The organism is Pseudomonas sp. GW821-FHT07F01, from assembly GCF_059418825.1.
In genome coordinates, this window is sequence record NZ_JBWKQO010000004.1 from 264,016 (window position 1) to 286,263 (window position 22,248).

Genomic DNA, 22,248 nt, shown 5'->3' on the forward strand with positions numbered 1-22,248 from the left:
CATCTGTGCTTGCTTACCCCTCTAGAGAAGGCTCATGGGGATTCGTTACAGCCCGGGGCAGTTTTTTATCCCGGAATAAAAAAAACGGCCCCGAAGGGCCGTTTTCAGTGACGCAGGTGCTTAGCCGCCCAGGTAGGCTTCACGCACCTTCGGATCGGTCAGCAGCGATTCACCGGTGCCTTGCATCACCACCCGGCCGTTTTCCAGCACATAGGCACGGTCGGCGATCTTCAGCGCCTGGTTGGCGTTCTGCTCCACCAGGAACACCGTCACGCCGTCGCGGCGCAGCTGTTCGATGATGTCGAAGATCTGCTGGATGATGATCGGCGCCAGGCCCAGGGACGGTTCGTCCAGGAGCAGCAGCTTGGGCTTGCTCATCAGCGCACGACCGATGGCGAGCATCTGCTGTTCACCGCCGGACATGGTGCCGCCGCGCTGGGTGAAGCGCTCCTTGAGCCGTGGGAACAGCTCCAGGACCTTGTCCATCTGCTCCTGGTAGTCGCCCTTGTCGGTGAAGAAGCCGCCCATGGCGAGGTTCTCTTCCACGGTCAGGCGGGCGAATACCCGGCGGCCTTCCGGCACCACGGCAATGCTCTTGCGCATGATCTGCGCCGAGCTTTGCCCCACCAGTTCTTCACCCAGGTAACGGATGCTGCCGCTGTGGGCCTGGGGCGAGCCGCAGAGGGTCATCAGCAGGGTGGACTTGCCGGCACCGTTGGCGCCGATCAGGGTGACGATCTCGCCCTGGCGGATCTCGACGTTGACGCTGTGCAACGCCTGGATCTTGCCGTAGAAGGTGGAAACGTTTTCGAACTGCAGCATTTACGCTTCCCCCAGGTAGGCTTTGATCACTTCGGGATTGTCGCGGATCTGTTCCGGCGTGCCGTCGGCCAGGGGCGTGCCCTGGTTGATCACCACGATATGGTCGGAAATGCTCATGACCAGTTTCATGTCGTGTTCGATCAGCAGCACGGTGACGTTGTGCTCTTCGCGCAGCACGCTGATCAGCGCTTTGAGGTCCTCGGTTTCCTTGGGGTTGAGGCCGGCGGCTGGCTCGTCGAGCATGAGGATCCGCGGGCGGGTCATCATGCAGCGGGCGATTTCCAGGCGCCGTTGCTGGCCGTAGGCCAGGGTGCCGGCGGGGCGGTTGGCAAACTCCCGCAGGTTGACCTTGTCCAGCCAGTAGCCGGCGTACTCCATGGCCTCGCGCTCGCTCTTGCGAAACGCCGGGGTCTTGAACAGCCCGGAGAGGAAGTTGGTGTTCAGGTGCCGGTGCTGGGCGATCAACAGGTTCTCGACCGCGGTCATGTCCTTGAACAGCCGCACGTTCTGGAAGGTACGCACCACGCCCTTGCGGGCGATCTTGTGGCCCGGCAGGCCTTCGATCGGCTCGCCGTCCAGGAGGATGCTGCCGGCGCTGGGCTGGTAGAAACCGGTCAGGCAGTTGAACACCGTGGTCTTGCCGGCACCGTTCGGGCCGATCAATGCCACCACTTGTTTTTCCTTGACGGTCAGGGCCACGCCGTTGACCGCCAGCAGGCCGCCGAAGCGCATCGACAGGCCGGTTACTTTGAGGATCTCACGGCTCATTTGCGCAGCTCCATGTGAGGACGTTGCATGGGCAGCAGACCTTGAGGACGCCAGATCATCATCAGCACCATCATGGCGCCGAACATCAACATCCGGTATTCGCTGAATTCACGCATCATTTCAGGCAAGAGGATCATCACGATCGCCGCCAGGATCACACCCAGCTGCGAGCCCATGCCACCCAGCACGACGATGGCGAGGATGATCGCCGACTCGATGAAGGTGAAGGATTCCGGGGTCACCAGGCCTTGGCGCGCGGCGAAGAAGCTGCCGGCGAAACCGGCGAACGCGGCGCCCAGGGTAAAGGCCGAGAGCTTGATCACGGTGGGGTTCAGGCCCAGGGCACGGCAGGCGATCTCGTCTTCACGCAAGGCTTCCCAGGCACGGCCGATGGGCATGCGCAGCAGGCGATTGATGACGAACAGCGCCGCCAGTGCCAGCAGCAGGGCCACCAGGTAGAGGAAGATCACCTTGTTGATCGAGTTGTACTGCAGGCCGAAGAACTCGTGGAAGGTCTGCATGCCTTCTGCTGCCTTGCGCTCGAAGGTCAGGCCGAAGAAGGTCGGCTTCTCGATGTTGCTGATGCCGTTGGGGCCGCCGGTGAGATCGGTCATGTTGCGCAGCAGCAGACGGATGATCTCGCCAAAGCCCAGGGTCACGATTGCCAGGTAGTCACCCCGCAGGCGCAGCACCGGGAAGCCCAGCAGGAAGCCGAAAGTGGCCGCCATCAGGCCGGCGATCGGCAGGCAGATCCAGAAGCTCAGACCGAAGTAGTGCGACAGCAGCGCATAGCTGTAGGCGCCGACGGCGTAGAAACCCACGTAACCCAGGTCCAGCAGGCCGGCCAGGCCGACCACGATGTTCAGGCCCAGGCCCAGCATCACGTAGATCAGGATCAGCGTGGCAATGTCCACCGCCCCGCGGGAGCCGAAGAACGGCCAGACCAGGGCGCCAAGGATCAACGCCAGGATGATCCAGCGCTGGGTGCTGGGCAGGGTCAGGAAGTTGCTGGCCTTGGCCGGGATCAACGGCATGCTGGGAGAGGACTTCCAGGCGGCGCTGATCTGGCTATGGAACAGCACCCGCAGGAACATCAGCACCGAGCACACCGCGATGGTGGCAAGAATGGTCGGGCTGGTGTTGTGGACTTCCAGGTTGATGCCGACGATGGTCAGTTTCAGGCCCAGCACCGGGTAGGCGACAGCCCAGACCAACAAGGCGCTGAACAGCGCCGATTTAAGATTCCTAGTCATACTTTCTCAACCTCCGGACGGCCCAGAATGCCGGTCGGACGGAACAACAGCACCAGAACCAACAGGCCGAACGCCACGACGTCCTTGTACTGGTCGCCGAACACGTCGGCACCAAAGGCTTCGGCCACCCCAAGCACCAGCCCGCCGAGCATCGCGCCCGGGATACTGCCGATGCCGCCCAAGACCGCTGCGGTGAAGGCCTTCAGGCCCACCAGGAAACCGGCGTTGGGGTTGATCACACCGTATTGCATGCTCAGCAGCACGGCGGCGATGGCCGCCAGCGCGGCGCCGATCACGAAGGTCAGGGCGATGATGTTGTTGGTATTGATCCCCAGGAGGTTGGCCATCTTGATGTCCTCGGCACAGGCGCGGCAGGCGCGACCCAGGCGAGAACGGGAGATGAACAGCGTCAGGCCGAGCATGGCGATGAGGGTCACCACGAATACCACGATCTGCATGTAGGAAATCAGCACTTCATGTGCGCCGCCCGGCCCGATGGAGAAGTTGCCCGGGATCAGGTTGGGAATGGATTTGTCCTTGGAGTCCTGCGCCAGCAGAACGGTGTTCTGCAGGAAGATCGACATGCCGATGGCGGAGATCAGCGGGATCAGGCGGTTACTACCCCGCAAGGGGCGGTAGGCGATCCGTTCGATGCTGTAGCCGTAGGCACTGGTGACGACGATGCTCGCGATGAAGGCTGCGGTCATCAAGAGCGGGACGCTGTCGAGTCCCATCATGGCCAGCCCGGCGATGGCGATGAACGCCACGTAGGAACCGATCATGTACACCTCGCCGTGGGCGAAGTTGATCATTCCAATGATGCCGTAAACCATCGTATAGCCGATGGCGATCAGGGCATACGTGCTGCCAACGGTGAGACCGTTAACCAGCTGTTGGAAAAAGTGATAGATGTCAGGCATTACAACGCTCCTAAAAACCTGATACGCATTTCACTGGTGGAGTCATTTTCCCGCCCAGGCCCCGTGGATCTGCACCCACTTCGGGCTGGGTTTTGCCAGCGAACCGCTGATGACGGTTTTGAGATTTTCAGGTGGGCGGGATTCCGGATCACGGAACACAGGCCCATACATTCGTAAAACAAAGCCCACGGCACGCCGTGGGCTTTATTGGCAGTCAGTCAGGCCGCGCCTTACTGAGGGGAAACTTCGGTTTTAGGTTTGCCGAAGTGCCACTCGTAGACCACGAACTTGAAGTCTTTCAAGTCGCCCTTGGCGTCGAAGCTCAGGTCGCCGGTAGGGGTTTTGAAGGTGCCGGCGTGGATGGCTTCAGCCACCTTGGCCGCGTCTTCGCTCTTGGCGTTGGTGATGGCGCCGGCGATGACTTCAACTGCGGAGTAGGAAGGGAATACGAAAGGACCGCTCGGGTCTTCTTTCTTGGCCTTGAACGCGTCAGCCAGGGCCACGTTGGCCGGGTCCTGGTCGAAGGATTTAGGCAGGGTGACCAGCAGGCCTTCGGAAGCATCCTTGGCGATCTGCGAAATGGAGTCGTTACCCACGCCTTCCGGGCCCATGAACTTGGCCTTCAGGCCTTTTTCCTGGGATTGGCGCAGGATCAGGCCCAGCTCAGGGTGGTAGCCGCCGTAGTAGACGAAGTCGACGTTGGCCTGCTTGAGCTTGGCGATCAGCGAAGAGAAGTCCTTGTCGCCGGCGTTGATGCCTTCGAATACGGCGACCTTGGTGCCTTTCTTCTCCAGGGTCTGCTTCACGGCGGTGGCGATGCCTTCACCGTACTGCTGCTTGTCGTGGAGCACGGCAACCACTTTGGGTTTCACGTGGTCGGCGATGTAGTTACCGGCGGCAGGGCCCTGGGCGCTGTCCAGGCCAATGGTGCGGAACACCATCTTGTAACCACGGGCGGTGATGTCCGGGCTGGTGGCAGCCGGGGTGATCATGATCACGCCTTCGTCTTCGTAGATGTCGGAAGCAGGTTGAGTGGAGCTGGAGCACAGGTGGCCGACCACGTACTTGACGCCATCGTTGACCACTTTGTTGGCGACTGCCACGGCTTGCTTGGGATCACAGGCATCGTCGTATTCAACGGCTTCGAGCTTCTTGCCGTTGACGCCGCCTTTGGCGTTGATCTGTTCGATGGCCATTTTCGCGCCACTGAACTGCATGTCGCCGTATTGGGCTACAGGGCCGGTCTTGGGGCCGGCGATACCGATCTTGATGGTGTCAGCTGCGAACGAATGGCTGGCAACCCCGGCCAGGACCATAGCGGCAAACAGTTTGGAAATCTGCTTAGTAGCCTTATTCATAGTGCTCCACTCTTACTGTTGTAATTTTTATAGTTCCGGCGGCCTTGGTCGCAGAACCGAATCAGATATTTCGTGAATACCCGTCGGAAAATGCCCCTGGCAACTGTACCGGTACAGTGTAGAGCGCCGGTTGTTCGCTTGAAAAGCTGGCTGCTGGGGGCAAAAACGCGGGGTGTCGCTTAATTGAAAGAAAAAGACAGATTTGCGGCGTGGCTTGCGCCCGGTTCGGCGTCAGTCCCTGGCGCTTCTGAGCTTCTCGATCGGTGTCGCGCTTGCTTCTGGGTTTTTCTGCCAGAGCCCCGACGTTATGATTGCGCCGATTTCATTTCTGGACAGTCCCATGACTCAAGAACCTAGCACCCTCTATGCCAAGCTGCTTGGTGAGACCGCATCTATCAGCTGGAAGGAACTGGAGCCGTTCTTCGCCAAGGGTGCCCTATTGTGGGTCGAGGCCGACCTGGATCTGATCGAGGCGGCCCAGGCCGTGGCCGAGAACCAGGCAGAAAAAGTGGCGGCCTGGCTGGCCGAAGGAAAGGTCGAGAAACTGTCTGCGACGCGGGCATCCGATCTGCTGGAACGTGATCCGACGCTGTGGGCGGTGGTGGTTTCACCCTGGGTCCTGATCCAGGAAAGGGCATAACGCTAGGAGCGTGCACCGATAAGGGGCGGGTTTTTGTCGGACAAAAGTGTGTAGCCGAGTAACCGTGAATCCAGTGATGGCACCTTGCCGTAGAGAAAGGCCCCACGGGCTTTTCCCTCAGGGTGACGTTCACGGAAGGGGAACAGTTTCAAGCCCAGCCGACGAGCTGCTTAATTGTTTCGCGATGTGAGCAAATTGACCATTCGCCAGCCAGCCGGCTCCCACAGGACAGCAGGTTTTTCCCTGCCGTGCAGGAGCCGGCGCGCCGGCGAAGCCCTTCTTAATACGCGGTCTTGCCCGTGTGACTGTTGAGCGAGATGACCCGGGTCTTGCCGATACGGTGGCGGTAGATTTCCCGCAGGTACTTGATGGCCTTCTTCACGCAATCCCGGGACAGGCGGATGTCGTTGATCGAGACGAACTTGTCCTTGTCGTTGATCAGCTCGCGGTACTTCTTCTCGTACATCGGCTTGATCGCATACCAGTTGGTGTCGAGGATCTTCGCCGGGTTCTCGAATTCGTTGAGCAGATCGTCGATGCGGTCTTCATCGAACTGGTCACTGATGATGAAGTCCAGCACCGAGTTGTCCAGGGTGTCGTCGAAACGGTATGGATTGCGCGCAAAGCAACGCTTGATAAAGGCCACGATCAGGGTCAGGAAGTCGTCCGACAGGCACGGGCTCTTGGCGATCAGGGTGGTCAGCGACAGGTTGGCCGAAGCGCCGATCACCAGCGCATAGCGCTTGAGGGTGGTGTTGGGGAACAGGCTGTTGAGGTGGGTCTTGAGCCGGTTCAGGTCCATGTAGGACAGCTTGTAGTCCTTGGGCAGGGACACGATCGATACCACCGACGAGCAGTTCTTGAAGAAGTGCAGGTCGTGCAGCGCCGCGGCGTCGTAACCCGAGGCCTTGTACTGCTCCAGGGCCGCGCGGTAGCGCTTGGACTCGATCGGCAGCAGGCTGATGCCCTCGATGGCCTGGGTCACCTTGTTGAAGTGCGGCAGGTCGATGGAGCGGAAGAACAGGTCGTCGATGTTCAGGCGCTGGGGCTCTTTTTCGAACACCTTGAACTTGTCGCCGGTGGGCACCGGCTGCTCCGGCACCACGGACTCGGCATAGGCGATCGCCACCGGGCCGGCCAGGCTCATGAACAGGTCGTTGGCATCCAGGCGGATGGTTTCGCCGATGTCGATGCCGGCCCGCCGGAAGTAGTTCTGGTCGTAGTCGGTGGTCACCGCCTGGGCGGTGAGGATGTTGAAGATCTGCTGGGAGATGTACTGGTTGGCGTGCTTCTCCATGGCGTTGACGTCGATGTTCTGGATGTTGCCGTCATCGCTTTCTTCGGCGTAGCGCATGATGTCGTTGGAGATCAGCATCATCGCGTTCCAGGGGCGGATCCGTCCCATCACGCTGGCTTCGCTGCTGTCTTCATTGTCGAAGTTGTAGGAGAAGTCCCACTCTTCCGAAAGGTATTTGCACAGCAGGCGGCCGGCGTTGATGTGCAGCGCCTCGGACATTTCGCTGCGATGGTCCGAAATGTTCGGGAGCACGCAGATGCCACTGGTGAAGATCGGCTCGAAGACGAAGGAGTGCCCGCTCTTGCTGTCGTGCTCGTCCATCGGCTTGGTGTCGAAGGTCTTGTTCATGTACGAGTATTGCTGGGCCAGGCCGAATTCCGAGGCCATGCCCGAGCCGGTACCACCGCCGGCACTGAAGATCGAGAAGTACAGGCGCGACTGGTTGGCCTTGATCCCGCAGGAGTCGATCAGGTACGAGTGGATCATCTTCCAGTCGGGGCTGGAGAAGCGCTGGGTGTCCTTGTTGAGGATGATCTTGGCCAGGTACTGGCCGAGGATCGGCGCGTTACCGGCGCCACCGGCGTGGACTTCCGAGAGGTCCATGATCTTCATCTTGCTGTAGTCGCGGATGAAGCCGCTTTTCTCGCCCTTGCGCGAGAAACGGATGCGCCCGGCAATGTCCTTGTCCAGGTCGCCGAGCATCACCAGAGGCTCCACCAGGAACACCGGCTTGCTGGCCTTGTTCTGGCCCAGGCGCAGGTTCTGGCGGATCCACTGGCCGGGGCTGTAGCCGCCCTCGTAGGCCTTGTCTTCGTTATTGAATTCGTTGAGGTAGAACTTGCGGGCGTTGTACACCAGCTCGGCCACATCCAGGGCGATGTTGGAGCCGCAGCGGCCCAGGCCGATCAGGCAGACCGAAGGAAATTCCTGGTCGCGACGGTTGTCCGGCTCGCCTTCCAGGTGCGGTGGCCGCGGGAACACCGTGTCGCGCAGACCGTCGAGGTTGTCGAGGATGCGGTCGGTATTGGTTTCGGTGAAATACAGGTACTGCTGAGTCGACAGGGGGCGTGAACTGGACAATGGCTTCGGGTCTGAGGGGCTAGTTGTGGGGGAGGTCAGCGTCATCTCGGAGACTGCGTTGGCAGGTTTGTTTTTAGAAGTCATTGTGCGCCATATGCCTGGTCAGGTTGGCTCGTGGACGAGGTGTCGTCGAACCATCACGGAATGGGACCTCGTCGCTGCGTGGAGCGCGAATTTTGCCCAAGGCGTCAGGGTTTTTTCTGAGCGACGCTCGGGGGAATCCTTTCCTGAATCATGATGAATCGGCCAGTATTCGGTGATCTTTAATCAAATGAGGGCAATATGATGTCAGCGTTACCTTCACTCGGCTTTGCCGGAATCGGCCTGATGGGCTTGCCGATATGCCGCCGGCTGCTGGCGGCGGGCTATCCGCTGACGGTGTGGAACCGCAACCCGGAAAAATGCGCGCCCCTGGTGGCTGCCGGGGCGCGACAAGTTGCCACGCCGGCGCAGCTGTGTGCCCATGCCGACCTGATGCTGATGTGCCTGGCCAATACCGAGGTGGTGCGCGAGGTGGTGTTTGGCCCCGAGGGTATCGCCCAGGGCGCCCGGGCCGGCCAGCTGCTGCTGGACCTCTCCAGCCTGGAACCCACGGCTACCCGGGAAATGGCCGCCGAACTGGCCGCGAGCCGCGGCGTGGCCTGGGTCGATGCGCCGGTGTCCGGCGGTACCCCGGGCGCCGAGGCCGGCAGCCTGGCCATCATGGTTGGCGGTGAGGCGACGGACGTCGAGCGGGTGCGGCCAGTGCTGCTGACCCTGGGGCAGCGGGTCACGCACATGGGGGCGGTGGGCGCCGGGCAGGTGACCAAGGCCTGCAACCAGATGATCGTCGCCTGCAACGCCCTGGTGATCGCCGAGGTGGTGGCCCTGGCCGAGCGCTCGGGGGTGGATGCGCGGCTGATCGCCGAGGCCCTGGCCGGTGGCTTTGCCGACTCGAAACCTTTGCAGATCCTGGCCCCGCAAATGGCTGAAAGCCGGTTCGAGCCGGTGAAGTGGCATGTGCGCACCCTGCTCAAGGACCTGGATGGAGCGGTGAAGTTTTCCCGCGAACAGGGCTCGGCGACGCCGATCAGCGGATTAGCTGCGCAGTTGATGCGTCTGCATGGTGGGCAGGGCTATCTGGAAAAAGATCCAGCGACTCTGGTTCGCCTTTATCGGGACCCGGCGCCCGCGGATTGATCGGCGCGGCGTGGCGCTGGTCGAGCTCCTCCAGCACCCCGCGCAACTCCCGCAGCGGCACCGGATGGCTGAGCAGGTAGCCCTGCAGGTAGTCGCAGCCATGGTGCTGGAGAAACGCTTGCTGTTCCGGGGTTTCGACCCCTTCGGTGACCACCTGCAGGTGCAGGGTGTGGGCCATGATGATGATCGCCTGGACGATCTCCATGTCCTGGGTCGACTTGGGGATGTCCTGGATGAACGAGCGATCGATCTTCAGGGTGTTCAGGGGCAAGCGCTTGAGATAGGCCAGGGATGAGTAGCCGGTGCCGAAGTCGTCGATCGACAGCGACACCCCCAGCCCGCGGATCTGCTTGAGCAGCGCCAGGGTGCTGGCAATATTGCCCATCAGGGCGTTTTCCGTGACTTCCAGCTCCAGCCGCTGCGGCGCCACCTGGGCCTGGCGCAGGGCGCTTTCGATCTCCCCGGCGAGCTCTTCGCGGGTCAGGTTCAGGGCCGAGCAGTTGACCGCGATCTTCAGTTCGCCACCGCCATGGCGCGACAGGTAGGCCAGGTCCGCGCAGGCCTTGCGCAGCACCCAGTTGTCCAGCTCGGCGATCATGCCGTTGGCTTCGGCAATGGAGATGAAGCGATCCGGGGTCAGCAGCCCATGTTGCGGGTGCTGCCAGCGGATCAGGGCTTCGAGCTTGGTGACCCTGCCGCTCTTGAGGTCGTAGATAGGTTGGTAATACAGCAGCAGGCCCTGGTCGTCGCGCAGGGCGTTGCGCAATTCCTCTTCCAGTTGCAGTTCCAGGGTGGCCCGGGTCTTGAGGTGGGAGTTGAAGAAATGCAGGCTGTTGCGCCCGCAATCCTTGGATTGATACAGGGCCAGGTCGGCGTTCTTGAGCAACTCCTCGCAGGTCTTGCCGTCATCGGGGAAGACGCTGATGCCGATGCTGGTGGTCATCACCATGCGCCGCCCTCCCAGTTCGATCGGCTCCTTCATTTTCTGCATGATGCGCTGGGCCATCTGCCGGGCTTCTTCGCGGTCGTACAGATTGATGAGGATGCAGAACTCGTCGCCGCCCAGGCGTGCCACCACGTCTTCATGGCTGCGGGTGGAGCTCTTGATGTGCCCGGCGATGACTTTCAGCAACTCGTCCCCGGCATCGTGGCCGAGGCTGTCATTGATGCGCTTGAAGTGGTCGATGTCGAGGAACATCACCGCCAGCATGCCGCCAAAGGTGGTTTTCTCGATGAGCTTTTCGGCGAACAGCTGGTTGAAGCCGCGGCGGTTGATCAGGTTGGTCAGGGCGTCGTAGTGGGCCACCTGCTGCAGGGAAACCCGGGCCTGGTCCAGTTGCGAAAGCAGGGCATTGACCCGCCGCAGGTCCCGCTCCTTGTGTTGCAGCTTCTTGTCGGCCAGGGCCGCGCTGATGCCGCTGCCGATGATCAAGAGCACGATCGCGCTCAGGGTCAGGCCCAGTTGCAGATGCCCGTCGGATGTGGCGGGGGCGGGCAGGCTGCCGGCGGGCAGCACCAGGGTCATGGCCCAGATGCCGGTGAAGTGCATGAGCACGATGGCAGCGCCCAGCACCAGGCTGCTGGCGTACTTGAGCAACTGGTGGAACATGCCGCTGCCTTCGCGCAGGTGACGGGACAGCAGCAGCGCCGCCAGGCTGCAGGCGATCGCCACCAGCACCGACAGCGCCATCAGTAAGGGGTCGTAGTACAGGCTGGCGCTGCTGCGCATGGCCGCCATGCCGACGTAGTGCATGGCGGCGATGCCCAGGCCGATCCAGATCGAAGCAACGCCATAGCGCCACAGCGGCATGTGCGCGTGGCTCAGGGTGTTCATCGCCAGCCAGGCGGCGACCAGCGCGATCAGGAGCGACAGCAGGGTCAGGGGCAGGTCGTAGTGGATCTGCAGCGGCGCCTCGAACGCCAGCATGGCGATGAAGTGCATGGCCCAGATCCCCCCGGCCAGGCAGCAGGCTCCGACCCAGCGCCACAGGCGCTGGCTGGCCGGTCGTTCGGCATGACTGACACGTTCGGCCATGTCCAGGGTGGCGAAGCTGGCGGCACAGGCTACCAGGTAGGCCAGAAGCACCAGAACCGGGTTGTGGGTGCAATGCAGGACCACTTGCCCGGCCTGAGGAAGCTCGGTAATGAAATGCACGCCCAGCCAGTCCATAGCCTGCCCATCTCTGAGTCATCTGAGGTCGGCGGAGCCGCGCGCCAACGAGTGCTTGGAGTATAGAAGGCACCCGCTGGCTGCAATGGGAGGTGGCACGCTGCTGCTAATGATTTGCTTATGGGCCCTATCGCCAAAGGTGCTAAGCGCTTTCCTCGTACCAGGGCTCGGTGTCCGCCGGTTCCAGGGGGGCCAGGCCGAAGGCGGCGCGGGCGGCGTCGCAGTCGCTGTTGGGCTGGCCGTCGGTCCAGGAAGCCTCGAACTCGCGGCACGGGCTGGAGCGCTGGTCATAGATCGAACAGCTCACACCCTGGCCGACCTCGCCTTCAAGGGCGATGCAGCGCGGGGATTTGCAGTCGGTTCCGAGCATTGCTACCCGGCTGGGGCTGATACTTTGCACCAGCTCGTCGGGGACAGTCCCGCCGGATGAGGCGCATTCGCCCCAGAAAAAAGACACACGAAAGTATGAACAGCAGGCACCGCAATTCAGACACGGACTGGCTTCGGACATTGGCGTATTCGATGGGGGAGGGGTTGATAAGGGGGGCTGGCAAGGCGGCTATTCTAGGCTTCGCATCGGCCTTGGGAAGGGGGGGCGCAAGGTATTTTTTCGGCCTTGGCCAAGCCCTTGAAAAGACTGGGAAAGGCCCGGGTAGCGGGGGCTGTGGCGAAGTTCGGGCGGCTTGTTCCGGGGAGCCGCAAGTGCCATCCCCGCGCCTGCCTGCGATGCCTTGGTATCAGGCTGGCGAATGATTACAGACAGCGTGGGTGCGGCTGACTAGATTGCAGCTTCCAGGCCCGCTCGCGTCTGGCCCAATAACAATAAAAGAGATCGATCCATGGATAATTCGACTCAAGCGGCAAATGCCTGGCGCATTCTGTTCCTGTTGTTTTTGGCAAACCTGTTCAACTTCTTCGATCGCACCATCCCCGCCATCATCATCGAGCCGATCCGCATGGAATGGCACCTGAGCGACTTCCAGCTGGGGATCATCGGCACCGCCTTCACCATCGTCTATGCCATTGCCGGCTTGCCCCTGGGGCGCCTGGCCGACACCGGCTCGCGCAGCAAGCTGATGGGCTGGGGGCTGGCGGTGTGGAGCGGGCTCACCGCGGTCAACGGCATGGTCGGCAGCTTCTGGAGCTTTTTGCTGGTGCGCATGGGTGTGGGGATTGGCGAGGCCAGCTACGCCCCGGCCGCCAACTCGCTGATCGGCGACCTGTTCCCCGCTCACCGCCGGGCCCGGGCCATGGGCATCTTCATGCTCGGCCTGCCTCTGGGGCTGGTGCTGGCGTTCTTCACCATCGGTGCCATGGTCAAGGCCTTCGACAGCTGGCGGGCGCCGTTCTTCATTGCGGCGGTACCAGGGCTGGTGCTGGCGGTGTTCATGTTCTTCATCAAGGAACCCAAGCGCGGCGCGGCGGAAACGGTGAAAGTGGCCCAGGTGCGGATTGACCGGCCCATTCGCCGGGTGCTGGCGATACCGACCTTTCTCTGGCTGACTCTGGCCGGGCTGACTTTCAACTTCGCCACCTATGCCTGCAACTCGTTCCTGGTGCCGATGCTGCAGCGCTACTTCCTCATGCCCTTGCAGGAAGCCGCCATGGCCACCGGGCTGATCGTCGGGGTGACCGGCCTGGTGGGCCTGACCCTGGGCGGCTGGATCGCCGACAAGATTCATCAGCGGGTAGCCAATGGTCGTTTGTTGTTCGCGGCCTGCAGCCTGATCATCTCGACCCTCGCTACCGGGTGGGCACTGCATGCCGGGCGGGTGGAGGTCGGGGTGTTCGTCGCGGTATTCAGTGTCGGCTGGCTGTTTGCCTACAACTTCTATACCTGCGTCTATACCGCCCTGCAGGATGTGGTCGAACCGCGCTTGCGCGCCACCGCCATGGCCCTGTTCTTCGCCGGCCTGTACCTGTTGGGGGGCGGCCTGGGGCCGGTGGTGGTGGGGGCGCTCTCCGACCACTTCGCCCATTCGGCAATGTATGCGGCAGGCGCAGAGCTGATGACCGAGGAGTTCAAGGCCATCGGTCTGCACGACGCGATGTACCTGATTCCCGTGGCCCTGTTCCTGACCCTGCTGTTTCTGTTCCAGGCAGCGCGCTGTTTTGTCCGTGACGCCCAGCGGATGAAAGAGGGTCTGGCCTGTGGGGATGCCGCTGATGCCCCAGCAGAGGTGAGCCTGCCGGCGATCAACGATGGTGCAGTGAGCCGCTAGGGCGCGTTGCTGCATTGGCAGGCGACAGGCAAAAAAAAGGCCCGCACAGTGCGGGCCTTTTGTTCAGTGCTGACAACCGGGCTATCAGCCCGCCACCAGCACCCGGATCGCTTCCAGGCGCAGGGCGGCTTTTTCCAGCATGGCCAGGCCCTGTTCGCGCTGTTGACGCAGGGCCACCAGCTCGCTGTCACGGACAGTCGGGTTGACCGCCTGCAACGCGGTCAGGCGCGCCAGTTCTTCGTCGGTGTCGGCTGCCAGGCGGCGTTGCGCCTCGGCCACGCGTTCGGCGTGACGCGGTGCGACCTTGGCTTCGCCGGCGTTGATCTTCGGCGCCAATTGATCGCGCTGGGCCTGGATGAACTTGTTGGCGCTGGCCTTGGGCACGCTTTCCAGCTGGTCGTTCAGGGTCTCGAATGCGACCCGCGCCGACAGGTCGTTGCCATTGGCGTCCAGCAGGCAGCGCAGGGCAGCCGGCGGCAGGTAGCGGCCCAGTTGCAGTGAGCGCGGGGCGACCACTTCACTGACGTACAGCAGCTCCAACAGCACGGTGCCGGGTTTGAGCGCCTTGTTCTTGATCAGTGCCACGGCGGTGTTGCCCATGGAGCCGGACAGCACCAGGTCCATGCCGCCCTGCACCATGGGGTGTTCCCAGGTGATGAACTGCATGTCCTCGCGAGACAGCGCCTGGTTGCGGTCGTAGGTGATGGTCACGCCTTCGTCGTCGCCCAAGGGGAAGCTGGCGTCGAGCATCTTCTCGCTGGGCTTGAGGATCAGGGCGTTTTCCGAATGGTCCTCGCTGTCGATGCCGAAAGCGTCGAACAGGGTTTCCATGTAGATCGGCAGGGCGAACTGGTCGTCCTGTTCGAGGATCGCTTCCACCAGGGCGTCGCCTTCGCCGGCACCACCGGAGTTCAACTCCAGCAGGCGGTCGCGACCGGTGTGCAGCTCGGCTTCCAGGCGCTCGCGTTCGCCGCGGGCGGCATCGATCAGTGCCTGCCACTCGCCGTCATCGGCATTTTCCAGCAGCGGCAGCAGGCGTGGGCCGAACTGGTGCTGCAGGGCGTTGCCGGTCGGGCAGGTGTTGAGGAAGGCGTTCAGGGCTTCGTGGTACCACTGGAACAGGCGCTCTTGCGGGCTGGTTTCCAGGTAAGGCACGTGCAGTTCGATCACGTGCTTCTGGCCGATCCGGTCGAGACGGCCGATACGCTGCTCCAGAAGGTCCGGGTGCGACGGCAGGTCGAACAGCACCAGGTGGTGGGCGAACTGGAAGTTGCGGCCTTCACTGCCGATTTCCGAGCAGATCAGCACCTGGGCGCCGAATTCTTCATCGGCGAAGTAGGCGGCGGCACGGTCACGTTCGAGGATGTTCATGCCCTCGTGGAATACCGTGGCCGGGATGCCGGAGCGCACGCGCAGGGCGTCCTCCAGGTCCATGGCGGTTTCCGCGTGGGCGCAGATCACCAGCACCTTGGTGCGCTTGAGCATTTTCAGCTGGTCGATCAGCCACTCGACCCGCGGGTCGAACTTCCACCAGCGTTGTTCGTCATCGCTGACGTCGGGCTGGGCCTGGAAGCTGACTTCCGGGTACAGCTCGGCGTGTTCGCCCAGGGGCAGTTCCAGGTATTCGTCCGGGCATGGCAGCGGGTAGGCGTGCAGCTTGCGCTCGGGGAAACCCTGCACCGCGGCGCGGGTGTTGCGAAACAGCACGCGGCCGGTGCCGTGGCGGTCCAGCAGTTCACGCACCAGGCGTGCGCTGGCTTCGCTGTCGCCGTCGTTGACCGCGGCCAGCAGGGCTTCGCCTTCGTTGCCGAGGAAACCGTGGATGGTCTTGTGCGCCTCGGGAGACAGGCGGCCTTTATCCATCAGTTCCTGCACGGCTTCGGCCACCGGGCGGTAGTTCTCGCTCTCGGCGCGGAAGGCCGCGAGGTCGTGGAAACGGTTCGGGTCCAGCAGGCGCAGGCGGGCGAAGTGGCTGTCCTGGCCCAGTTGTTCCGGGGTTGCGGTCAACAGCAGCACGCCGGGAATGGTCTCTGCCAGCTGTTCCACCAGGGCGTATTCCGGGCTGACCTGGTCTTCGTGCCACACCAGGTGGTGGGCTTCGTCCACCACCATCAGGTCCCAGCCGGCGGCGAACAGCGCGTCCTGGGCCTTCTCGTCGTCCACCAGCCACTCCAGGGCCACCAGGGCCAGCTGGGTGTCTTCGAACGGGTTGCTGGCATCGCTTTCGATAAAGCGTTCTTCATCGAACAGTGCCACTTGCAGGTTGAAGCGCCGGCGCATCTCTACCAGCCACTGGTGCTGGAGGTTTTCCGGTACCAGGATCAGCACCCGGCTGGCGCGACCCGAAAGCAGTTGGCGATGGATCACCAGGCCGGCCTCGATGGTCTTGCCCAGGCCCACTTCGTCCGCCAGCAGGACCCGCGGCGCGATGCGGTCGGCGACTTCACGGGCAATGTGCAACTGGTGGGCGATGGGTTGGGCGCGCACGCCACCCAGGCCCCAGAGCGAGGACTGCAGCTGGCGGCTAGTGTGTTCCAGGGTGTGGTAGCGCAGGGAGAACCAGGCCAGCGGGTCGATCTGCCCGGCGAACAGACGGTCGCTGGCCAGACGGAACTGGATGAAGTTCGAGAGTTGGGTTTCCGGCAGGGTGACGGCTTCGTTCTGCCCGTTGAGGCCGTGGTAGACCAGCAGGCCGTCGACATCATCGACTTCCTGTACGGTCATTTTCCAGCCTTCGAAGTGGGTGATGCTGTCACCCGGAGAGAACCTCACGCGAGTGAGGGGCGCATTCCGTAGCGCATACTGGCGGGTGTCGCCAGTGGCCGGATAGAGCACGGTCAGCAAGCGACCGTCCTGTGCCAGAACGGTGCCTAAACCCAGCTCGGCTTCGCTGTCACTAATCCAGCGTTGCCCCGGTTGATACTGCTGCGCCATGCTGCCTGACTCCCGCTTTGAAAAAGCCGACTATCTTAACGGAACGACGCTTCCAGTCCAAAGAACTCTGATCAATCCCCTGGATTAAAAGGTAGCGTACGGCGTGCATTCGTCGGGTGGCGGGGCACTATCGGCTGACGACTGGGTCACAGTTTTGCGACCGATGGCTCAAGTCGCCCATGCCGCAGCCGACAGCCTGCCGACAGGAGACCAATAATATGCTGCCACCGATGCTCCCCTTGAGTGCCGTGCCGATCACCGCCCAGCAGGATCCGATCCGCCAGCGACCGGACATCCCGCCTGTGGTACCGGTGCAGGAAAGCTCCAACGAAAGCACCATCGACCTGCAAAAGCGCGACCCCGAGGAGTCCGCCCTGCTGCTGCGCGAGGAACAGCGGCGCCAGCAACAGAAGCAGCGCCGTGAGCGTGAGGCCGAGGACGACCCCGAAGAGCACCTGGCAGTGCCCGGCGATGAACTGAACGCCGACAACACCGTGCCGGTGGTGCCGTTGATCGAAGATGCTCCGCGCCAGGGCCTGTGGGTGGATGTCGAGGTCTAGGAGCGCTTGTTCCTCGCCAGTTCCCCGAGGGCCTGCAACAGGCGCTCGATTTCCTCTTGTGTATTGAAGTAACTCAAGGCGATCCGGGCAATGTTGCCCAGGCCTCGGGCCTGCATGTCCAGTGGTGTGTAGTTGACGCCATTGGCGCCGATATTGATGCCGCGCCGCGCCAGTTCCTCCTTGAGTGCCAGCCCGTCCCAACCTTCGAGAGTGAAGGCGATCAGGCCCGATTGCTGCCCCGGGCTGCCCAGGTCCTGGAGTTGCAGGCCGGGCAAGCGCTGCAGCTTCTTGCGCAGCGGCTCGCTCAAGGCATTGATCCTTTGCGCAATGGCGGCCACGCCGATGCTTTCGAACTCCTGCAGGGCATTGGCCAGGCCAGCCAGCAGTACCATCGACACTTCACTGGTTTCAAAGCGCCGGGCATCGTTGCGCAGAGCGAAGCCCTGGCCGTCCCAGGGCGCCGACAGCACATCCCGCGGCAGCGGATTCAACTGCTCGAGGAAGCCGGGCCTTATATAGAGCAGGGCCGTGCCTCGCGGGCCGCGCAGGTACTTGCGCCCCGCGCCCTTGAGCACATCGCAGTTGAGCGCCTGCACGTCGCAGGGCACCTGGCCCAGAGCCTGGCCGGCATCGATGAAGTAGGGGATGTGCCATTGGCGCGCCAGTTGGCCGATGGCTGCGGCCGGGTTGATCAGCCCGCCATTGGCCGGTAGCCAGGTCAAGGCGATGAGGCGCACCCGGGAGTCGAGCATGGACTCCAGCGCCGGGACTGAAACCGCACCGTGGCTGTCACAGGGAATGACTTCCAGCTGCGCGCCGGCGGCCACGGCCGGGGCCATGCAGGCCAGGTTGCCGGCCCATTCCTGGCGCCCCACCAGGATCCGGTCGCCCGGCTGCCAGGCGGGCAGGGCGCTGAAGGCCATGCCCCAGGCCGCCGAACCACTGCTGGTAAAGGCGATGGCTTGCGGGCAGGTGTCGAGCACTCGGGCGGCGGTCTGTCGCGCCTGCTCCTGCAACTGGGCGCCGGCGCCGGCCGCTTCCATCGGCCCGCTGTGGGCCTCCCGCTGCAGTTGCCCGGACATGGCGTCCAGGGTGCCCTGGCTGGGCAGGGACCCCCCGGCATGGTTGAAGTGACAGACCCGGGTGCAACCCGGTGTGGCCGCCCGTAGCCGGGCGATGTGGTCCGGGCTCAGGGGCATCACGGCTTGAGCTCGAAAATCCCGTCGACCTCCACGGCGACGCCGGCAGGCAGGCTGGCGACGCCCACCGAAGTGCGGGCATGCCGGCCTTTCTCGCCCAGGGCATTGACCAGCAGGTTGGAGGCGCCATTGGCGACCTGGCCATGGCCCTTGAAGTCGGCGCTGGCGGCAATGAACACCCCCAGCCGGCTGATGCGTTGCAGCCGCGACAAGTCGTCACCCAGGGCCGCCGAGAGTTGCGCCAGCAGGGCCAGGGCCGCCAGTTCCGCGGCCTGGGCACCTTGCTCGATGCTGAGGTTGTCACCGAGCCGGCCCAGCAGATGGGGATGCTGCTCTGCTTGCGGTGTTTGCCCGGAGATGAACAGCAGGTTCTGGCTCTGGGTATGGTTGACGTAGTTGGCGATCGGCTGGCCGGGGATCGGCAGTTCCAGACCCAGTTGTTGCACTCGTTGCTGCAGAGAGTCGCGCATGGCAAGTCCTCGAATGGAAGGCTTGCAGCATCGGTGTTCAGGCTGGGGGCGACAAACGGATAGATCTAATCCGACGTATCTGAATTTTTCATGGGTCGCTCCCTTGCTCCAGCAGCCATTGGGCGAAGCACTGCACCGCCGGATTCGCCGGACCTTCGGCGGTCACCAGCCAGTAGCCGATCTGATCGTTGTGCAGAGCCGGCAGGTCGAAGGCATCCACCAGGCTGCCCTGGGCAAGATGGCGCCGGATCAACTGGCGGCGGCCCATGGCGATGCCCTGGCCGGCCACCGCCGCTTCCACCACGATGTTGTAGTCGTGGAGCATGACGCTGGGGTGAGGGCTGAGGTCGACGGCGTTCTGCCTGCTCCAGTCGTCCCATTCAAAGGGCCGGTGGGAGCGGGCCATCAGCAAGGTGCCGTTGGCCAGGGCCCCGGCCTTGAATTCGGGGCTGCACACCGGTGACAGTTGCTCGGCGAGAAAGCGCGTGGCCTGGACGTTGGGCCAGTGGCCCTTGCCATAACGAATGGCCAGGTCGACCTCGGCACCGGCCACATCTGCGAGGTTGATGGCTGGTTGCAGCTCCAGCTGGATCTGAGGGTGGCGGCGGCTGAAGTCCGCCAGGCGCGGCGCCAGCCACAAGGTGGCGAAGGAGGCCAGCAGGCCGATACGCAGAACCTGCGATGGCTCTGCTGCCAACAGCGTCCGGGTGGCTTCGGCGATCTGCTCCAGGGCCGGCTGGATCTGTTGGTAATAGCTGGCGCCGGCGGTGGTCAGGTCGATGGCCCGGGTGCGTCGTACAAACAGCGGCTGGCCCAGGTGCTGTTCGAGTTTGTGCACTTGATGGCTGACCGCGCTCTGGCTGACGCACAGTTCCTGGGCCGCCTTGCTGAAACTCAGGTGCCGGGCCACGGCCTCGAAGGCGCGCAGGGCCAGCAGCGGGGGCAGGTGCTTGGGCATTTCCACATGCGGTTTCCTGTGGGGAGGGGCGGCCATTGTGCGGATAAAAAGTCTTCCCGGCAGCGACTTTATTGCAGTCGCCTTGGTCTGATCACTGGTCAGGTGCGGCGCCACGTCGCATTATTGGCACATTCGCCAGGGCCGCCCGCTGCTTCAAGGCGTGCGGCCGATATTGACCACGAGTGATGCAAGCCAAGCCATGAATCAAGACGACAAGCTGATCGACCTGAACGCCGAGCGTGCCAAGCGTGTGCATGATCTCAATGAAAAGCGCCTGAACGAAGTACGCCAGGCATTCGAACACGCCATGCCCTTGGGCAAGGCCAAGAAAAAACCGAAAAACAAACCGAAAAAGCGCTGATCAGGGCGCTTTCTGTTGATGCAAGTCACTTATTCCCCCTTCCTCGCGCCCAGTCATGGGCGACATTGACCCCGGTCAATTTCCCCCGCCTCCCGTTTGGTTAACTTAGCCCCATCGCAACAGGGCAAGAGCAGGAGGCCAGTCATGTTTTTCGACAATGTGGTGATCGCCGGAGTGCTGACTGTCGGCCTCATGGTTCTGTTTTTCGCAGGGTTTGGATTCTTTATCTGGAAAGACGCGAATAAGCGCAAGAAGCCTTAAGTCTTTCCAGGGCAACGAGCACGCAAGGCATTTTGGGCAACTTCGGTTGCCCTTTTTTTTGCCTGCAAGAAAGCTCAAGGCATAAAAAAAGGTGCGTCCCCAGGGACGCACCTTTTTTGTTGCCGGCTGGGGTATCAGGTACCCAGGATCTTGGAGGCTGCCCAGAACAGGCCGGCGGACAGGGCCACGGTCGCCGGCAGGGTCAGGACCCAGGCCAGGAGGATGGTCCGTACCGTTCCGCTCTGCAGGCCGCTCTTGTTGGCGACCATGGTCCCGGCCACGCCGGAGGAAAGTACGTGGGTGGTGGAAACCGGCAGGCTGAAGATGTTCGCCAGGCCGATCAGGCCGGCGGCGGTGATCTGTGCCGACATGCCCTGGGCGTAGGTCATGCCCTGCTTGCCGATCTTCTCGCCAATGGTCTGCACTACGCGCTTCCAGCCGATCATGGTGCCCAGGCCCAGAGCCAGGGCGACAGCCAGGATGACCCAGAACGGTGCGTATTCGGTGGTGGCGGTCAGGTCTTTGCGCAGCTTGTCCAGGTCGGCCTTTTCACGGGCTGAGATGCCTGGCAGCTTGCCGACCTTTTTCGCGGTGTCATCCAGGCAAAGCAGGTAGCGACGCACTTCGATGCGGCTTTCCGGCGACAACGAATGGTAGTCGGAAACGCCCTTGAGGCTGCTCAGGAGCGCGGCGATGGTCGGTTCGGTTTGCTGCGGATTGCAGCGGAACTTGCCCGGCAGGTCGTCTTTCACGCTTTTGCCCAGGGCCAGGAACTCACCCAGGGACTCGTGATTGCGCTCGTAGAACTGGCTCAGGTGCAGGGTGGCGTCGCGGGTGCGCTCGATCTGGTAGGTGGTGCTGTTGAGGTCCATCACGAACTGGGCAGGCACGATACCGATCAGTACCAGCATGATCAGGCCGATGCCTTTCTGGCCGTCGTTGGAGCCGTGCACGAAGCTCACGGCCATGGCCGAGATCACCAGTACCAGGCGGTTCCAGAACGGCGGGTGCTTCTTGTCATCGACCTTGCGGCGCTGTTCCGGAGTCTTGTGCATCTTCGAGATCGGCCGCCACCATTTCAGGCCGATCAGTACCAGCGCTGCAATAATGAAGCCCGCCATCGGCGAGAACACCAGGGAAGCGCCGATGTCGATTGCCTTCTGCCAGTTCACGCCATCCCCCAGGGGGATGTCGCTGAGCAGGGCATTGGCCAGGCCGACACCGAGGATGGAGCCGATCAGGGTATGGGAACTGGAGGCCGGAATGCCGAAATACCAGGTGCCCAGGTTCCAGGTAATGGCCGCGGCGAGCAACGAGAAGACCATGGCCAGGCCGTGGCCGGTGTTGACGTTGATCAGCAGCTCGACCGGCAGCAGGTGGACGATGGCATAGGCCACGCCAACCCCGCCCAGCAGCACACCGAGGAAATTGAACACACCGGAGAAGAACACGGCCAGGTGCGGCGGCATGGCCTTGGTGTAGATAACAGTGGCAACCGCATTTGCGGTGTCATGAAAGCCGTTGATGAACTCGTAGGCGAGGACAAAAGCCAGGGCGAGCAAGAGGCTCACAAGCACCCAAGCATCCAGTCCGCTGAATAAATCGATCATGAAGGTTTTCTGACCCGGTCATAAGGGGGCGCGATTATGCCAGAAAACCCCGCTAATCAATGCACAAGGTGCTCGCCGGTAACATTCTTCAACGAAAAAACTGACCGGGAGCAGAGTTTTCGCACATACCCCTCAAACACGGCAAGCCATTGAGTTTATTGGGCACGAGCGGTCAATCCGATGGCC

19 protein-coding genes are annotated in these 22,248 nt (G+C 62.5%); 6 read left to right on the top strand and 13 right to left on the bottom strand.

Annotation, left to right across the window (positions count from 1 at the left end; translation table 11 throughout):
• Positions 1-120: 120 nt before the first annotated feature.
• The 5 genes from AC07R1_RS15565 to AC07R1_RS15585 form a co-directional block, all read right to left on the bottom strand.
• Positions 121-822 carry an ABC transporter ATP-binding protein gene (locus tag AC07R1_RS15565; RefSeq protein WP_015634412.1) on the bottom strand — a complete coding sequence of 234 codons (702 nt, stop codon included), beginning with the start codon at positions 820-822 and terminating at the stop codon, positions 121-123.
• Positions 823-1,590, bottom strand: a complete 768-nt coding sequence (gene livG, locus AC07R1_RS15570) for a high-affinity branched-chain amino acid ABC transporter ATP-binding protein LivG (RefSeq protein ID WP_011059639.1) — start codon at positions 1,588-1,590, stop codon at positions 823-825.
• A complete protein-coding gene (locus tag AC07R1_RS15575; protein WP_011059640.1) occupies positions 1,587-2,843 on the bottom strand; it encodes a high-affinity branched-chain amino acid ABC transporter permease LivM in 1,257 nt (418 codons plus the stop codon). The genes livG and AC07R1_RS15575 overlap by 4 nt, the downstream gene beginning before the upstream one ends.
• Complete coding sequence (gene livH, locus AC07R1_RS15580; RefSeq protein WP_011059641.1) at positions 2,840-3,763, bottom strand: high-affinity branched-chain amino acid ABC transporter permease LivH; 924 nt, start codon at positions 3,761-3,763, stop codon at positions 2,840-2,842. Before livH ends, AC07R1_RS15575 begins: the two co-directional genes overlap by 4 nt.
• 230 nt (positions 3,764-3,993) lie before the next feature.
• Entirely contained in the window at positions 3,994-5,121 is a 1,128-nt protein-coding gene (locus AC07R1_RS15585; RefSeq protein WP_011059642.1) for a branched-chain amino acid ABC transporter substrate-binding protein, read from the bottom strand.
• Positions 5,122-5,461: 340 nt separating this feature from the next.
• Here AC07R1_RS15585 and AC07R1_RS15590 point away from each other — a divergent pair, with 340 nt between their 5' ends.
• Positions 5,462-5,761, top strand: a complete 300-nt coding sequence (locus AC07R1_RS15590; protein WP_495110682.1) for a DUF2288 domain-containing protein — start codon at positions 5,462-5,464, stop codon at positions 5,759-5,761.
• 280 nt (positions 5,762-6,041) lie between these two features.
• Here AC07R1_RS15590 and AC07R1_RS15595 read toward each other — a convergent pair whose 3' ends face one another.
• Positions 6,042-8,222, bottom strand: a complete 2,181-nt coding sequence (locus AC07R1_RS15595) for a hypothetical protein (protein ID WP_495110683.1) — start codon at positions 8,220-8,222, stop codon at positions 6,042-6,044.
• Positions 8,223-8,420: 198 nt separating this feature from the next.
• Between AC07R1_RS15595 and AC07R1_RS15600 the strand changes: the two genes are divergently transcribed.
• Positions 8,421-9,317 carry an NAD(P)-dependent oxidoreductase gene (locus tag AC07R1_RS15600; RefSeq protein WP_495110684.1) on the top strand — a complete coding sequence of 299 codons (897 nt, stop codon included), beginning with the start codon at positions 8,421-8,423 and terminating at the stop codon, positions 9,315-9,317.
• Here AC07R1_RS15600 and AC07R1_RS15605 read toward each other — a convergent pair.
• Complete coding sequence (locus AC07R1_RS15605; RefSeq protein ID WP_368994218.1) at positions 9,208-11,487, bottom strand: putative bifunctional diguanylate cyclase/phosphodiesterase; 2,280 nt, start codon at positions 11,485-11,487, stop codon at positions 9,208-9,210. The two genes, AC07R1_RS15600 and AC07R1_RS15605, sit on opposite strands and share 110 nt — an antisense overlap.
• A gap of 142 nt (positions 11,488-11,629) precedes the next feature.
• Positions 11,630-11,998 (bottom strand): YkgJ family cysteine cluster protein, encoded by a 369-nt coding sequence (locus AC07R1_RS15610; RefSeq protein WP_015634416.1) that lies wholly within the window; start codon positions 11,996-11,998, stop codon positions 11,630-11,632.
• 328 nt (positions 11,999-12,326) lie between these two features.
• Between AC07R1_RS15610 and AC07R1_RS15615 the strand changes: the two genes are divergently transcribed.
• Positions 12,327-13,709: a spinster family MFS transporter gene (locus AC07R1_RS15615; protein WP_011059648.1), complete on the top strand. Its 1,383-nt coding sequence runs from the start codon at positions 12,327-12,329 to the stop codon at positions 13,707-13,709.
• Between the two features lie 84 nt (positions 13,710-13,793).
• On the opposite strand, the gene rapA is transcribed toward AC07R1_RS15615, so the two are convergent.
• Positions 13,794-16,643, bottom strand: coding sequence for an RNA polymerase-associated protein RapA (gene rapA, locus AC07R1_RS15620; protein ID WP_011059649.1), 2,850 nt, complete (start codon positions 16,641-16,643; stop codon positions 13,794-13,796).
• A 218-nt stretch (positions 16,644-16,861) separates the two neighbouring features.
• Between rapA and AC07R1_RS15625 the strand changes: the two genes are divergently transcribed.
• Positions 16,862-17,203: a hypothetical protein gene (locus AC07R1_RS15625; protein ID WP_011059650.1), complete on the top strand. Its 342-nt coding sequence runs from the start codon at positions 16,862-16,864 to the stop codon at positions 17,201-17,203.
• On the opposite strand, the gene AC07R1_RS15630 is transcribed toward AC07R1_RS15625, so the two are convergent.
• From AC07R1_RS15630 to gcvA, 3 genes are all read right to left on the bottom strand, one after another.
• A complete protein-coding gene (locus tag AC07R1_RS15630; protein ID WP_495110806.1) occupies positions 17,200-18,402 on the bottom strand; it encodes an aminotransferase class V-fold PLP-dependent enzyme in 1,203 nt (400 codons plus the stop codon). The genes AC07R1_RS15625 and AC07R1_RS15630 overlap by 4 nt on opposite strands.
• Positions 18,402-18,872 (bottom strand): RidA family protein, encoded by a 471-nt coding sequence (locus AC07R1_RS15635; RefSeq protein WP_015634420.1) that lies wholly within the window; start codon positions 18,870-18,872, stop codon positions 18,402-18,404. Before AC07R1_RS15635 ends, AC07R1_RS15630 begins: the two co-directional genes overlap by 1 nt.
• A gap of 88 nt (positions 18,873-18,960) precedes the next feature.
• Positions 18,961-19,830, bottom strand: coding sequence for a transcriptional regulator GcvA (gene gcvA, locus AC07R1_RS15640; RefSeq protein ID WP_232643099.1), 870 nt, complete (start codon positions 19,828-19,830; stop codon positions 18,961-18,963).
• A 199-nt stretch (positions 19,831-20,029) separates the two neighbouring features.
• Between gcvA and AC07R1_RS15645 the strand changes: the two genes are divergently transcribed.
• Complete coding sequence (locus AC07R1_RS15645; protein WP_015634422.1) at positions 20,030-20,191, top strand: hypothetical protein; 162 nt, start codon at positions 20,030-20,032, stop codon at positions 20,189-20,191.
• A 144-nt stretch (positions 20,192-20,335) separates the two neighbouring features.
• The gene (gene ccoM, locus AC07R1_RS15650; RefSeq protein WP_015634423.1) at positions 20,336-20,452 is read left to right on the top strand and encodes a cytochrome c oxidase subunit CcoM; all 117 of its coding nucleotides are present in this window, start codon (positions 20,336-20,338) and stop codon (positions 20,450-20,452) included.
• Between the two features lie 134 nt (positions 20,453-20,586).
• Here ccoM and AC07R1_RS15655 read toward each other — a convergent pair whose 3' ends face one another.
• Complete coding sequence (locus AC07R1_RS15655) at positions 20,587-22,062, bottom strand: inorganic phosphate transporter (protein ID WP_011059655.1); 1,476 nt, start codon at positions 22,060-22,062, stop codon at positions 20,587-20,589.
• Positions 22,063-22,248: the final 186 nt, after the last annotated feature.